The 14,009-nt window shown below is 38.6% G+C and carries 9 protein-coding genes and 2 pseudogenes; 8 read left to right on the forward strand and 3 right to left on the reverse strand.

The genetic code is table 11. The features are described 5' to 3' along the window. Nucleotides 1-51 precede the first annotated feature (51 nt). The gene (locus tag MKY35_RS12685; protein ID WP_342446570.1) at nt 52-525 is read left to right on the forward strand and encodes an SMI1/KNR4 family protein; all 474 of its coding nucleotides are present in this window, start codon (nt 52-54) and stop codon (nt 523-525) included. Nucleotides 526-530: 5 nt separating this feature from the next. On the opposite strand, the pseudogene MKY35_RS12690 reads toward MKY35_RS12685, so the two are convergent. Continuing rightward, nucleotides 531-1,243 (reverse strand): annotated as a pseudogene (locus MKY35_RS12690) (helix-turn-helix domain-containing protein); the annotation flags it as partial. A gap of 1,014 nt (nt 1,244-2,257) precedes the next feature. On the opposite strand from MKY35_RS12690, the pseudogene MKY35_RS12695 reads away from it, so the two are divergent. The 6 genes and pseudogenes from MKY35_RS12695 to MKY35_RS12720 form a co-directional block, all read left to right on the forward strand. Then, a pseudogene (locus MKY35_RS12695) lies at nt 2,258-2,530 on the forward strand (levanase); the annotation flags it as partial. A gap of 63 nt (nt 2,531-2,593) precedes the next feature. Continuing rightward, nucleotides 2,594-3,964, forward strand: coding sequence for a GH32 C-terminal domain-containing protein (locus MKY35_RS12700; RefSeq protein ID WP_342446647.1), 1,371 nt, complete (start codon nt 2,594-2,596; stop codon nt 3,962-3,964). Nucleotides 3,965-3,981: 17 nt separating this feature from the next. Then, complete coding sequence (locus MKY35_RS12705) at nt 3,982-4,860, forward strand: S-layer homology domain-containing protein (protein ID WP_342446571.1); 879 nt, start codon at nt 3,982-3,984, stop codon at nt 4,858-4,860. A 199-nt stretch (nt 4,861-5,059) separates the two neighbouring features. Beyond that, a complete protein-coding gene (locus MKY35_RS12710; protein WP_342446648.1) occupies nt 5,060-5,800 on the forward strand; it encodes a DeoR/GlpR family DNA-binding transcription regulator in 741 nt (246 codons plus the stop codon). A gap of 26 nt (nt 5,801-5,826) precedes the next feature. Beyond that, nucleotides 5,827-6,630, forward strand: coding sequence for a Cof-type HAD-IIB family hydrolase (locus tag MKY35_RS12715; protein ID WP_342446572.1), 804 nt, complete (start codon nt 5,827-5,829; stop codon nt 6,628-6,630). Between the two features lie 940 nt (nt 6,631-7,570). Next, nucleotides 7,571-8,311, forward strand: a complete 741-nt coding sequence (locus MKY35_RS12720) for a hypothetical protein (RefSeq protein ID WP_342446573.1) — start codon at nt 7,571-7,573, stop codon at nt 8,309-8,311. Between the two features lie 1,240 nt (nt 8,312-9,551). Here the strand turns inward: MKY35_RS12720 and MKY35_RS12725 are convergent. Further along, on the reverse strand, nt 9,552-10,772 hold the full coding sequence (locus MKY35_RS12725; RefSeq protein ID WP_342443890.1) for an MFS transporter: 1,221 nt from the start codon (nt 10,770-10,772) through the stop codon (nt 9,552-9,554). Between the two features lie 200 nt (nt 10,773-10,972). Further along, nucleotides 10,973-11,770 (reverse strand): dihydrodipicolinate synthase family protein, encoded by a 798-nt coding sequence (locus MKY35_RS12730; protein WP_029515236.1) that lies wholly within the window; start codon nt 11,768-11,770, stop codon nt 10,973-10,975. A gap of 971 nt (nt 11,771-12,741) precedes the next feature. On the opposite strand from MKY35_RS12730, the gene MKY35_RS12735 reads away from it, so the two are divergent. Then, the gene (locus MKY35_RS12735; RefSeq protein WP_029515234.1) at nt 12,742-13,656 is read left to right on the forward strand and encodes a LysR substrate-binding domain-containing protein; all 915 of its coding nucleotides are present in this window, start codon (nt 12,742-12,744) and stop codon (nt 13,654-13,656) included. Nucleotides 13,657-14,009: the final 353 nt, after the last annotated feature.

Genomic DNA, 14,009 nt, shown 5'->3' on the forward strand with positions numbered 1-14,009 from the left:
ATCGGTACAATGATGGCAGGCTTTATCTCACCTATAAAAGGAGGATGTTTCATGGAATCAGCGGCATTAGAACCAATTCGGACTCTTTTGAATCAGGCATATCAGACCGTAATGGGGAAGAGCTGTACGCGGGAATCGGAGCAGGCGATCGTTGATTTTGAGAAAAAGCACAATGTTATTCTTCCCGAGTCGTACCGGGACCTTTTGCTGTACTACGGTGCCTGCCACTTCGGTGATCCTGCACTCTATTCCGTACAGGAATTGGACTGGGCATACTCTGCATTTGTGGAAGCGTATCATGAGTATAAGAAAGAGTACGACCTGCCTGAAGACCAAAATCCGTTCCCGATTGGCGGTTTTGGAGAAGGAAGCATTGCTGTTCTGGAACGGAATTCGGGTAAAGTTCTGATGCTTATCCACGACTATGCAGGAGACTATCCATTTCAGGAGGTAGCGCCTCACTTTAACGGATTGATGGAGATGCTGGCCGGTTCTGCGATCTGGGTTCAGGAACAGATGAAATAGTCAGACTAGGTGACAGATTGCTCTTGAATGTATTTGCGATATAGGGCAGGCGTGATCTCTTCGAATTTTTTGAAAATTTTGATTAAGTACCCTGATTCGTTAAACCTAGCTCATCACTGATCTGTGAGATCGGTATGTCGGTAACCTCCAGCAATTGCTTGGCCCACTTGATTTTGAGCTTGGCCAGATAGGTTGTGAAATTCTCCCCGGTTTCCTTGGCAAATAGTCTGCTGAAATAGCTTGGACTAAGGTGGCATAGATCTGCCATGTGTTTCAATGTCACCTGCTCACTCTTGTGACTGTGAATATATTCAAAAGCAGGCTGTAACGCAGGGCTGGTACATGCATTATCGCTTGGGCTGTTTTTCAGATAGGCATCCGCAATCGCATTTGTCATTTCCTTTTTGATGGATTCAATATTGCGAATGGAGTACCCAGGCAAAATCGTGGATAGATTAACGGATTCCTGGGAGCCGGAAGCCTTCTCGAACATCTCCACCAGCAAGTTTTTATTGAGAGCTTCCTCTACAATATAGTTGCACAGCAGGGACAGCATGTTGGAGATTTTTACAATCTCTTCATAGGTCATGACAGGCAGCTGTTCATAATCGTCCTGCAGTTCCTGCAGCTTCGCTTTATGCATGGGCACATTTTTGGAAGAGACGATCTGTTCCAGATGGGTGCCTTTGTCCGGATCTGCAAGTTTAACTTGCCCTGCCGGTCGGCACCCTCAAAGCAAAAAGCCGTGAACTAAACAAAACGAACGTAAAGGGTGGAGGGAAAAAATTCAGAAGGACTTTAGAGAAAAATTTCTACAAGGTTACTTTTAGGGACACTGATAATACTGTGAAACTGACAGCATTACGCAAATTGCTTAACAGCGAGCCCACCTTGAAAGGGATAGGGTTCAAAGAGGTAGGGTAGTTCCTCCAAACTGGTACTCTTTATATAATGGACCCGGAAATATTCAAAAGTTGGCTGACAGATTAGGTGTAATCGCAGAGTACGAGTTACTTTATCGCAATTGGTCATCTAAGATACATGGAACGGATTCATTTAGAAATCTTTCAAACAAAGGATTAAAACAAATTCGAATGCCAGAGAGTACTCAGACAGCATATGTTATATTTTACCTCGGGATAAGAGACCTATATAAAAAAGTGACTTCTAGGAAAGCGTTAATAATTTTTATGGAGAAGTAGATTACATGAATCCGATTAAACAAATACAATAAACCTCTCAAAGACCGGACTCCTTAACATTTCCAAGTGAGTCCATTTTCGCATCATTTTCACTCGCGCTCGTTGTATGAGTGGGGAATGTTATCAAGTTTTTGTCATCCGACACATGGACCGATGAAGAATCCGCGTTGCTATGCGGTTTTCTAAGACATCTTCACAAAACCCGTATTTCTTTTAGTTTGATTAAATTATTATTTATTCTTTATTTAATAAGGATTTTATATATTGTGTCACAATATATAAGTTTGATTGTAAGTATAGGTTTTAAGTCATAGACACATCAAACTCTTTATATACGGTTGATCATGAAAGGGAGTGAGCTCTCTCAGGCTGGGGTAAGTATCCAGCAAGGCTGCCAGGAGCAGTATAAGTTTCGAATGCATCAATAAAATCATAACTCCTCTCCTTAAACTGAACTTGTCAGTAGAACGATAAAACAGTTTATATAACCTGTTACCCGTCCCTATCAGTATACCTCGGCAGGCGGATCAGGCGTGCAATATTTTGTAGGAAGCTTTGATGGGGAGACCTTCTCCAATGAGAATTCTTCCGACCAAATATTATGGTCCGATTACGGAGCTGATTATTATGCCGCCGTGGATTGGAGCGGAATTGAAGGGGAGAAGGGCGAGAAATACTGGCTTAGCTGGATGAGTAACTGGTCTTATGCTCAAGATACACCCACTTCAACATGGAGAAATTCCACGTCACTGCCGCGAACGATGGAACTAACCCAGACAGTGGAGGGATTGCGGTTAAAATAAACACCAATTTCTCTGGCTGGCATTCGTGCTGAAACTAAGGGAGTTTCATATGCAAATGAAAAGATAAAGGGAGAAAGCGACCTTCTATCCAACTTTTCTGAAGATACATTTGAAATGATTGCCGAGTTTGATTTGTTCAATACCGAAGCAACCGAGTTTGGTTTCAAGGTTCGTAAAGGAACTGAGCAATATACAACGGTCGGGTATGATGTCTATAATGAAAAACTGTTCGTTGACCGTACGAATTCCGGGAGTTATAATTTTGGACCTGATATCACAGATAAACATGGAGGCCCGCTGAGGGCTTCAAACGGTACGGTGAAAATGCATATTTTTGTTGACAGATCAGCGCTGGAGGTGTTTGGGGATAATGGAGAAACAGTGATAACTGACCAAATATTTCCTCGCCCTTCGAGTAAAGGAATGCAAGTCTACAGCAAGGGCGGGGATGTGGAATTAAAGTCTTTGAAAATATTTCCGTTAAAGAGTGTCTGGACAGCGCCCCCTCCCCTTGCCTCCGTACTGTCAGATTGGACGACGATCAGCGGCAAATGGGCAGATACTATCAATGGAAAACAGGGGCAGAGTGTAGGGGATGCGTTTATTCTGGCCAGTAATTTTGGCAGAAACTCTTTGTATGAAGCGGACATTAAAGTGCCAGATACAGATTCACATCCCGATGATCCGGAAAAAGATAACATAGAAAATCCAATCGGAGCAGGTTCCTTGGTCTTTCGTTCAGATCCTACGGCAAAAAATGCGTATGCAATTAATCTTAATGTACGAAATAATGTGATCAAGCTGGTGAAATTTGTTGACGGTACCGGTAGTGAACTTGCCACCTACAATAATGATGCGAAGCTAAAACTACGGACAAATCAGAATTTTCACCTCAAAGTTGCAGTTGTCGGGAATACCATAACGGCTTATTTGGACGGCCAACTGGTGATTGATACCAAAGACCAAAGTTACACACAAGGATACTTTGGGTTAAATGTACGGGATACAACAGCATTTTTTAACAATGTTCGAATATCAGGCTACGATTCTGGTTCTTCTGATGACAATTCCGAGATGAACAACAAGGACAGCAACAGTCAGCCGGTTCAGAAGCCAGTTAAGCAGCCGGCCACTGCATCTATTCCGGTTTCTACCACTTCGGGGAGATTGGAATATGATCCAAGTGTTACACAAAAAGCTGATGGTAGGAAAGAAGCTGCAGTGGTCGTGGATGATCTTACTTTGCTTAAAACTTTGCCAGAGACCGGGGCTGACCAGGTCATTGTTGAGCTGACCAGCAAGGCGAATAAGCTTTGGAGCGAGCATCGAGATCTGGATCTTCAGGTGATTACAGAACTGGGGACGTACACTCTTCCGGCAGCACGGTCAACAAAAAGACCGCACCGACCGATAGCATCCCAGAGCTGCGAATAACGTTAGCCAAGACAACAATGCAGCAAAATGTAGCTATTCAAGAAGCGGCTGTAAAAGCGGGAGTAACCGCGGGACCAACTTCTATCGAATTCAAGGCTGAAACGGTAGCAGGCAGTAAAACAACTGCTCTTGATTTCGGTGATACCTATGTGAACCGGACACTTCCGCTTTCATCAGCAATGGACCCAAATCGTTCCACCGCAGTTCGGTACGATAAAGTCAAAAGGAAACTTGTTTTTGTGCCGAGCATTTTCCGAGCGGAAGATGGTGGAGCCTCTGTTGAGATAAAGCATAATTCCAATGGTGTATATACCATCGTCAACGGCGGTCCGACCTTCGGTGATTTGCCAGCCGGTTACTGGGCCAAAGCGGACATAGAATTGCTCGCCGCAAAAGGAATTGTTGATGGTTCGGTAAAAGGCATATTTAAGCCATCCAAACCTGTTACCCGTGCCGAATTTGCCGCTATGCTTGTTCGTGCACTTGGTCTTGAAGAACGGGCAACTCCATTATTTAGAGACACAGTCAAGGGTTCATGGTACGGCGGATATCTCAGCGCAGCCTATTCAGCCGGGCTGGTCAAAGGTTATGAAGACGGGGGCTTTCGTCCGGAATCGAGGATTAGCCGTCAGGAGATGGCTCTACTTGTCTACCAAGCACTTCAATATACCGGGCATGTCTCAGTAAGCAGCAAGAACGAGCAAACGCTAGAGGGATATGCTGACCGGTCTTCTATTGCGGCCTGGGCTCAAAATGCAGTAGCCACTGTTACAGCTCAGGGCCTCGCAAAGGGCATGGACACTGGACGCTATGAGCCACATGCAACAGCTACTCGCGCTGAGGCGGTAGCTATGATTAAACGTTTGCTTCAAAAAATTGAATTTATCAATAAATAGGTAAAATGAATAAAGTCCCCGGACTCTTAATGCGATGTGCATGCGGACCGGGGACTTGCTATGTGAAATACACAATATAAGCAATTTGCTTATCTTTAAAAAACACTTATAAACACTTAACAAAAAGCTTTAAATCGCTTATGATGAATATAGGGAAAGGGGGAGGGATTATATTCACCAAGAGGAACGACTTTTAAAAATTATGGAGTATCTCCAAAGCCGTAACCAATTATCAAATTCGGAAATTTGCGATTTATTGAACATCTCGAGAGATACGGCAAGAAGGGATATTATTAAGCTTGTTCATGAAGGGGGGGTTATCAGAACCCATGGAGGTATTGCCTTACCCTTATTAAAAGAAGAAATAAGAGCCTACAAGGAACGTGTAACCTCAGCAACAAAGCAAAAGATGCTTATTGCAAAAGCAGCTTCTGAGCATATCGCTGACGGAGATGTATGCTTCATGGATGTATCGACTACCATTCAACTGCTCTGTGGGCAATTGGACAAGAATCTGACGGTTTACACACACTCGTTGGATAATGCAGAAGCTTTATCAGCAAAAAGTGAAATTAACATAAATTTGCTCGGGGGCAAATTTAATCATGAAAACCGTTTTTTTTATGACTACGACACGGCTGTGCAGTTGAACGATGTTTTTTTTGACAAAGCTTTTTTAGGAGCTGCCGCCATTATGGAAGACGGAGTGTATTTTGCGAACCGTGATGATGCTTTAGTTAAAAAGCTGGTATCGAGGCGTGCCAGAGAAGTATTTTTACTTGCCGATTTCAAAAAATTTAATTTAACAAGCCCGTTTAAAGGTCTGAATTTTTCCGAAATTGATATTCTAATTACAAATCAGAATGCCCCGAAGCATTCATTGCTGATGTTGCAGGATAGCGGAGTAGAAGTTATCAAGGTGCTTGAGGAAGAAAAGTGATAAAAAATCGCAAGGGAGCATGGGCCATGATACAAGCAATCTTTAGCGATATTGACGGGACGTTGTTAAATTCAAAACATCAAATTACATTCGACACCAAAAATACAATCCAAAAGGTTGTGGGAGGAAATATCCCTTTTGTACTCGTTTCAGCGAGAATGCCAAGCGGCATTTTTCCTCTTCAGCAAGAGCTCAATATTAACGCTCCCGTCATTTGTTATAGCGGTGGTCTAATATTGGGCTGTAATAGGGAAATCCTCCATAGCATCTGTTTATCGAAAAAAAGCATTAAACAAATATACGATATTGTATCGGATCATTATCCTTCTATTAGTTTTAACTTATATGGCTATGACCAGTGGATCGTTGATAACACTCAAAATCCTTGGGTAATTCAGGAAGCGGGAATTATTAATGGCTCTCCCATACAGAGGGGGCTTTCCTCATATATAGAAGAAGATCATGATACTCACAAAATTTTATGCATGGGACCTCCCGAAGACGTTGAGCGGCTTGTACAACAAATCAAAAATGAAGTTACTGGTATCAGTGTCTATAAATCCAAGGGAACCTATCTGGAAATTATGGATGAGATGGTGTCCAAATCGTATGCCATTCAGGAACTCGAGGGGATATTTAATATTACTTATCGTGAATCGATGGCCATTGGAGACAACTATAATGACATGGATATGATTTTGTACGCAGGCCTAGGAATTGCAATGGGGAATGCGCCAGAGGAAGTTAAGAAAATTGCCGACTGGGTCACATCGAGTAATGATGAAGACGGTTTGAAAATAGGCTTGGAGAAATACATTTTGTCCGTTTGAAATAATCCAGTGACATTGGATATCCAAACACCAAAAAAATGTAGGCATTAGAAATAGAACAGAGGGGGACACATAACCCTGAGGATACTGAGTTTATATCTTTTCGGTCTGCGAGTGACGAGAACGGTAGAAAAAGAAAAGCAGAGTGAGACGACAAAAAGAGATCAACGTGTTCCGACCGTTGATCTCTTTTTGTTGTGCTCAATCAGCACGACAGATTACAAAAGAGATGAGGAAAGTTAGGTTGGGAGTTTGGTCGTCTGGATTTGTAGTGAAGAGCTTATTTACCTGTAATGCAGAAGAGCAGAAGGGATTAGTGATGCACGTTCTTATTATGGGCATCAAAAGTCAAGTTTAATGAATATATAAGTATACTAAATATCACATTCACATAGGAAATCATACGAAAAGGTCCCTAAATATCCATTTTTCATCAGCAAGATCAGAAAATAATTTGGCAAAGTTCATTTACTTCTAGATGGAGGTGAGTTGCATTTTGTATTAGGTGTGTTTTTAAATAATATTCTCCAGCTAATTGACAATTTATCATTTGTCGGGTGACAAGAACATTGTTACATTCCCGATAGGATTTCATCGACGGCGACAGACGCCCTTTTATTAAACTAAAGGGCAGGATAGTCAATTTTTTCGCGAATACTTTACATTTGAAAGATATTTGCGAAATTCGTAGATAAGAGGTTATGAGAAAGTAATGTAAGCTTTTGGGCGCTAGATGAAAAAGGAGAGCTGCTTGCCTTATGACGGATTTTCTTATAATGGACTGATTAAAACCCATGAAAACGTGGGTTCTTTTTTATGCAACATTGACGGTACCTTTGTGTGATCGAACATAGGACTTTAGCAGTTAGACACCATTCATAGATATAGTGAATAAGTGGGTAAAGTGTATAATGAAGAAAATAGAACGGAGGACAAATGGGTGAAGATACAACTATTGGTACTAATCATTTCTATTGGTGGAGTAGTATTAGCGACATTCATTTCTGTGTTTGCTGTGCTTCGATTGAAAAAGAGTCATCAAACGGCGACTGACGAACAGAAGAATAGTAGAAAAGTAAACTTAGCCATACCGTCTAAAACATTTGAAGTTGAACTCCATCAGTCACTCTTTCAGGACTGGGGAAGTGGTGTGGAGGAATCGTTTCAAGACGATAAATCTAGTATTTATCTAGAAGTTTATAATCATGGAAATATCCCAGCAGAAAATGTCATGGTTGAGATTGCGGTTGATTTTGATGAATTAAATGATTTTATGAAAGATCATACCGCTTTCAATGATGAAGATAATCATTCATTTTATCTTTCTGAGGAAGAAGAAAAAGTCGTTATTTCATTTAATAAAGTAGAAAATATCAAACATGAAATCAATTTTCATTTTGAGGAATTGGGAACGATTCATCCTGTTGGCGCAGAAAAACACGGTATAAAAATACATCTTCCTAAATGGTACATATACTTATTGAACATAAAGGCATTTAATGAAAACTTGGATTTATTCAGTTTGAATATCATATTGGTGTACAAAGATCTGAATAATGAAAGTAAATTATGTACAAAAGAGTTTTTGATTGAACCTGAGATACATATGGTGAAGAGGGAAGAAGAGCATTCTAATAATAAGGTGAAGTACAGAATTAAGGGTGAGTTAATAATAGAATAACTGTTTGGCACGATTTATACGGCTTCCAGTAGGTAGTCGTTCTTTTTTTGTTTCAAAAGATACTTAACAATACCCTGGCAGCCAGCTACAAGGCAATCAAAATGGACAAATGGACTTCAAGGATCAATGTGAAATCGGTGAACCTATTTAGGTAACTTTGCGTCATTAATGTAGGAACATTTTTGTCATTGGATAAAAATGGGGAGAATATGGACTAAGTAATTGTAGTGACACAAATCTTCCCTAAGTGTAGCCTCAGGGATAAATACAGTGAGATTGATGAATTTTACCTGATTTATAATATCCTTTAAAGGGGAATACTTTGTGTCACTGAACATTAAATCATTATATCAATGAGATCAACTCTTAGCAAAGGATTCAAAGAGTCCATGAGATATGGAATTTCATAGTCCAAATGAAAACAAATCTACTGAGGTTGATATAGCAAAATAATTTGGGAATCTCATGAAGAATCCACGTTGCTATGCGGGTTTTCTAAGACATCTTCACAAAACCCGTATTTCTTTTAGTTTGATTGAATTATTATTTAGTCTTTATTTAATAAGGATTTTATATATTTGATTGTAAGTATAGTATAGGTTTAAGCCATAGACACATCGGCAGAAGGATAGCCACAGAAGCAACAGCGAAAGCCATAGCTTCTATCCATTCTGAAAAGAAACATGAATCATTCATGCTTTTTGCAATCCTGCTTCTAGTGTCATTTGTCGCAAGCTTGGCTTCTTCTTATTGGTGAATGTGATTTTGAATACCCTGTTGGTACTACCATACGATGTAATGACTGGAGGCTGATGGTCGGGGACGGCTTATCTTAGTTGTGTAAAATAGATATTAATTGTAATTTGCAAGAAATATGTCGTACCGTTCGGCACAATAGCATGCAGCGCTTCCATGAGCTTGAGTGAGGAAACTAAATCATTTCCAGGGAGCTTAATGATTAAGTGGATCAATTCGAAAGATCCCAGGAAATAAAGAAATGATCTCGCCAAATTTGGAACTGGGATTCATAAATTCAACGGATTAGCATTCAGTTCTAATAATCTTGTCCAACTCACGGGAAACGTTAGTTCAATAAAATAGCGACAGTCGGTAAGAAGTTCTCTTGTTTTCAACTATCCATTCCCCTTTATATATTAATACCAATTACAAAAAAGTCCCAAAAACAAATGTTTTTGAGACTGGGTTAAAAACCAAGTATTCTTGTTTACTGCCTGGTATCCTATGCTACATATTCATTTTTTCCTGCGCCTATACCCGTGATAAAGATAATAACAGAAGTTAAAACTAACATCAGTAAGGAAGTATTCCAATTATGTGTCACATCATGCAACCATCCAAATAAGACAGGGCCGATAGCAGATAAAAGATAACCTAATGATTGAGCCATACCGGATAATTCTGCTGCCTCATTCGTATCTTGAGTACGTAAACTAAAAAACATCATAGCTAAACTAAAGGCAAATCCCACTCCAATTCCAACCATAATTATCCATATTGGAATAAGGATCGTGCTTCCGTGTAAGATACCGAATACCCCTCCAATAAGCAAGACGACTGAAACCAGTACTAATGAATGCTGCTTCTTTAAACGTCCAGCTAAAATAGAGACAATAAACGTAGTAGGAAGCATAGCAAATTGCATTAAAGACAACATCCAGCCAGCTGCATGAGTGTTCAGCCCTTTTTGTTCAAGAATTTCAGGAAGCCACGTTATCATGGTATAAAAGATTAAGGATTGAAACCCCATAAATAACGTGACATTCCATGCTAGTTTAGAATGCCATAAGTTTACAGATTTAACTTTCTTTTTAGCTTGTACAAATCTAATAGATTTATGTTGATTTTGTGTTAGTGGTAACCAAAAGAAAAGTGTAAGAAGAGATAAGATTCCCCAGCATCCGAGACCTCCTGACCATCCTAACCCTGATATTGAGGAGATGGGGATACTTATACCGGATCCAATAGCTCCACATAAATTCATAGAGACTATATAAATCCCTGTTATCATTCCTACATTTTGTGCAAAGTTATGTTTAATGAGACTGGGGAGTAATACATTACCAATGGCAATACATGAACCAATTAAGATTGTTCCTATAAATAAGGTTATTACACCACCAAAAGAACGTATTCCGAATCCAATGGTTAATAAGATTAAAGAAATAAATAGGATAAACTCCGTACTAAAACGTTGAGCTAACTTAGGGGCAAAAGGGGATAAGAATGCAAAAGTAAGTAAAGGTACTGTAGTTATTGTCCCTGCTAGTATACTAGATATGCCTAAACTGTCACGTATAGAATTTATTAGTGGACCCACTGAAGTTAGTGGGGCTCTGAGATTGGCTCCCATTAGGATGATACCTATAATAAGTAATCCTATTCTAGGCTTTAGATCCGGTTTCGGTTGTCCTAGTTGATTGGTTTTTTGTGAAATACCCATGATCGCTATAGATCCTCCGTATTTAATACTAAAGCTTTCTAAATTAGGTAATCAATTCATTTATTGTTTGGATTGCCACACTTCTATATTGTTCCACAATAGTAACCGTAAAGCAGAGAACATAATAAAATGTTGTTTTCTACTTGACGGTTACTTTTAAACATTTTAATTAAATTAAGCGAATTTTTGGACTTCTCCCGTTAGTTAATAGGAGAACGACAAGCCCCTACTTTTATACCTAAAGAATTATAGTGATTTTTTATGTTTATGATGGCTTGACCACTTGTAACTTTATTAATTAATTGTTTTATCTTCCAAAGGTCTACTGGTTTATTCATTAATAAGTCATTAAAAATTTGTTTGATTTCTTGTGGGTAAACATTTCCTACCATACTAGAAAGTCCATTACATCCATTCATTATCTTTTCTATAAGATTTACATCTCCACCAGCGAACATGATGAAATCATCTGGTAAGTCAGTATTATGGTGACGTTTGGCATCACTCTCTTCTTTAAGTCCTACAAGGTTAGAGTACTTCTGGTTAATAACAGTCTTTAATGATTCAGCACTTAGCTCAAATCCTGTTCGGAAAGGATTATTATAAAGGACAACGTTTTTGGTGGTATGTTGTAGCAGCTCATTGATATAAGAAATAGCTTGTTGTTGTGTCGGCTGAATGTAAGGTGGAAACTGAATTAGAATAGAATCAAAAACAGATTCCTCAAGCTTTTTAACCAGTTTTATTGCATTTCTTGTTGTTGTAGCTGATACGCCAAACATCAGTTCAACATTTTCAAATTTTTGTTGATTAAAATAATCAATAATATGGATACGCTCTTCAATGCTCATTGAATTTTGTTCGCCTGTCGTAGCAGACACAAGTAGTGAATCTATCCCGTTATCTGTTAAATGTTTAACAATAGGATTGAATCCTTCTAAATATAAGCTCTCATCATCACGAAAGGGAGTTGGAATAGCAACATTAAAATTTTTCATCAGTTATATCCTCCAGTGTATATACATTACAAGAACTAATTTGTACATAAGGTCAAATACTAAATCCTTTCAGATAATTTTTAAAAGGTATATTTGAATGACAAAATTGTTCTATGTTCATGTTGTTTAAAGTTTGGTTACATTCTTACAGGCCAAAAGTATTAACTAATCTTTTCTAGTTATTCTTTGTTTGTGTATCTGGTTTGACTATGTGACGAGGTGTACTACCCACCGGTTTCTCTAAAAACCAAGTGCCCATTGAAGTAAGAACCGGTACATTTTGAAACGTGTAAATAATAGCATCCTCTATTTGTTAAGTGTTGCAATGCTCATGAGCAGAGCAAGGAGGAGCTAAGAATAGGTCACCTTTTTTCAATTCCATCTTTTCTCCATCCACGATAACCCTCGCCCTGAAATACTAGATTGAGAGCTACATTAGTATGACAATGAGCTTTATTATGTCCACCAGGTTTAAAAATTTGGACGACTACTTTCATAGTTGATGAAGTTCCATGCGTATCCCCTGTATGATTATGAATGAGTGACAATGTTCCACGGCCACTTTAATGAAAGCCTTCCGATACAGATTAATTGAGTAATGGATAAATGTCTTTCCATTTCCATGAACATGCTCGAACGGCAGGCTTCCTACTCTTTATTAAAAACTCACTGTAGTAGATAATCTCTGTTTTTTGACTACCCATCTCATCACCCCCACAAAATTTTTACACAGTTTAAAGAATGTATACTTTTAGGATTAAAGACTTTACTTGGATCTCTGTGCAACTAATAGTCTAAGACAGTTCAATCAATAGTACAATTCAATTATTTATATAATAACCATAGGTTTAACCTATGATATAATATGTAATATCTAAGATTGTTTATAGTATTCCTATTGAAATTCATGTTAATGAACTTGCAAAATGCAAAGGTAGGAACTATTACCGTTTAAATCAGGAGGTTTAAGAATGGAGTTAAGACAACTTGAATATTTTTACGCTGTGTGCCAAGAGCTACATTTTACAAGAGCAGCAGAAAAGGTAGGGATTTCTCAACCTTCTTTAAGTCAACAAATTCGTTTATTAGAACATGAAATTGGCACACTTTTATTTGATCGCATTGGTAAAAAGACGGCTCTTACGGAATCAGGGGAATTACTCTTAAAGTATACACGTAACATTTTTCATGAACTGGAACAGGCAAAAACCTCAATAGATGAACTAAATGGCCTTCAAAGAGGAACCATTTCTATAGGCACCTTGTTAACCGTTGAAAATTACCTCATTCCGCCCACATTACGTAGTTTTCATCATCTATATCCTGGTGTTAAGATATCTGTGTTTGGATTACGTACTGGGGATATTCAAAAACAACTGTTAGAAAATAAGCTGGATATAGGCATTGTTTTTTTACCTATGAAAGGGGATGAATTAGAAACCATTTCTTTATATAGAGAGGAAATGGCGTTTGCAGTGCCTGTTGGACACCCGTTAGAGAATCAGGATAAATTAGGTATAGAAGTCTTGCAAACAACACCTTCCATCTTACTTCCTGAACAATATTTTATAAGACAGCTTATAAATAAAGCTTGTAAAGATGTGGGGTTTATTCCAGAACCGGTCTTTGAAATTACAACCATGCAATCTTTAATTAATATGGTTATAGATAGGATAGGGGTAACTATATTACCGCGACCTTACTTAGAGTACCTTAACCATCCTCGTATCAGAATTATTCCCATTTTAAATGTTAATCTTGCTCGATATATAGGAATTATCTACAGGAAAGATAAATACCTGAGTGCTGCGACACGTATTTTTATTAATACTCTAAAAGAGACTTCACTCCATTTGACTCAGAATTTTATGAAAGGCACTGATTAAACAGTCCACTCATTTTATTAATCTTTATTTATATACTACTGGACATATAAAAGAAAGAAGCTACGACGGTCAGTTCTTTTTTGGATTGGAAAAGTCAGAGGGAATAGCTTCAGGTGCTATTAATATGTAAAGAGAACGGAAAAGTCACCATTTCAAAAATAATAAGGTCACCTTGAATCACTGATTGAATCGTATCAAAGGGCAATCGCGTAGGTAAAGATGCGTACGAAAAACCGTATTGTGATGGTGGGCAGACTTGAATTATCTCGATTCAGGTATGAATTTGACTTTTGAGAAAATAATGAGGTTTATACTAAATGCCATCGCTCCATTTAAGAAGGAATGACCCATTT

Source organism: Paenibacillus sp. FSL L8-0638 (assembly GCF_038593075.1).
Taxonomy (GTDB): domain Bacteria; phylum Bacillota; class Bacilli; order Paenibacillales; family Paenibacillaceae; genus Paenibacillus; species Paenibacillus polymyxa_D.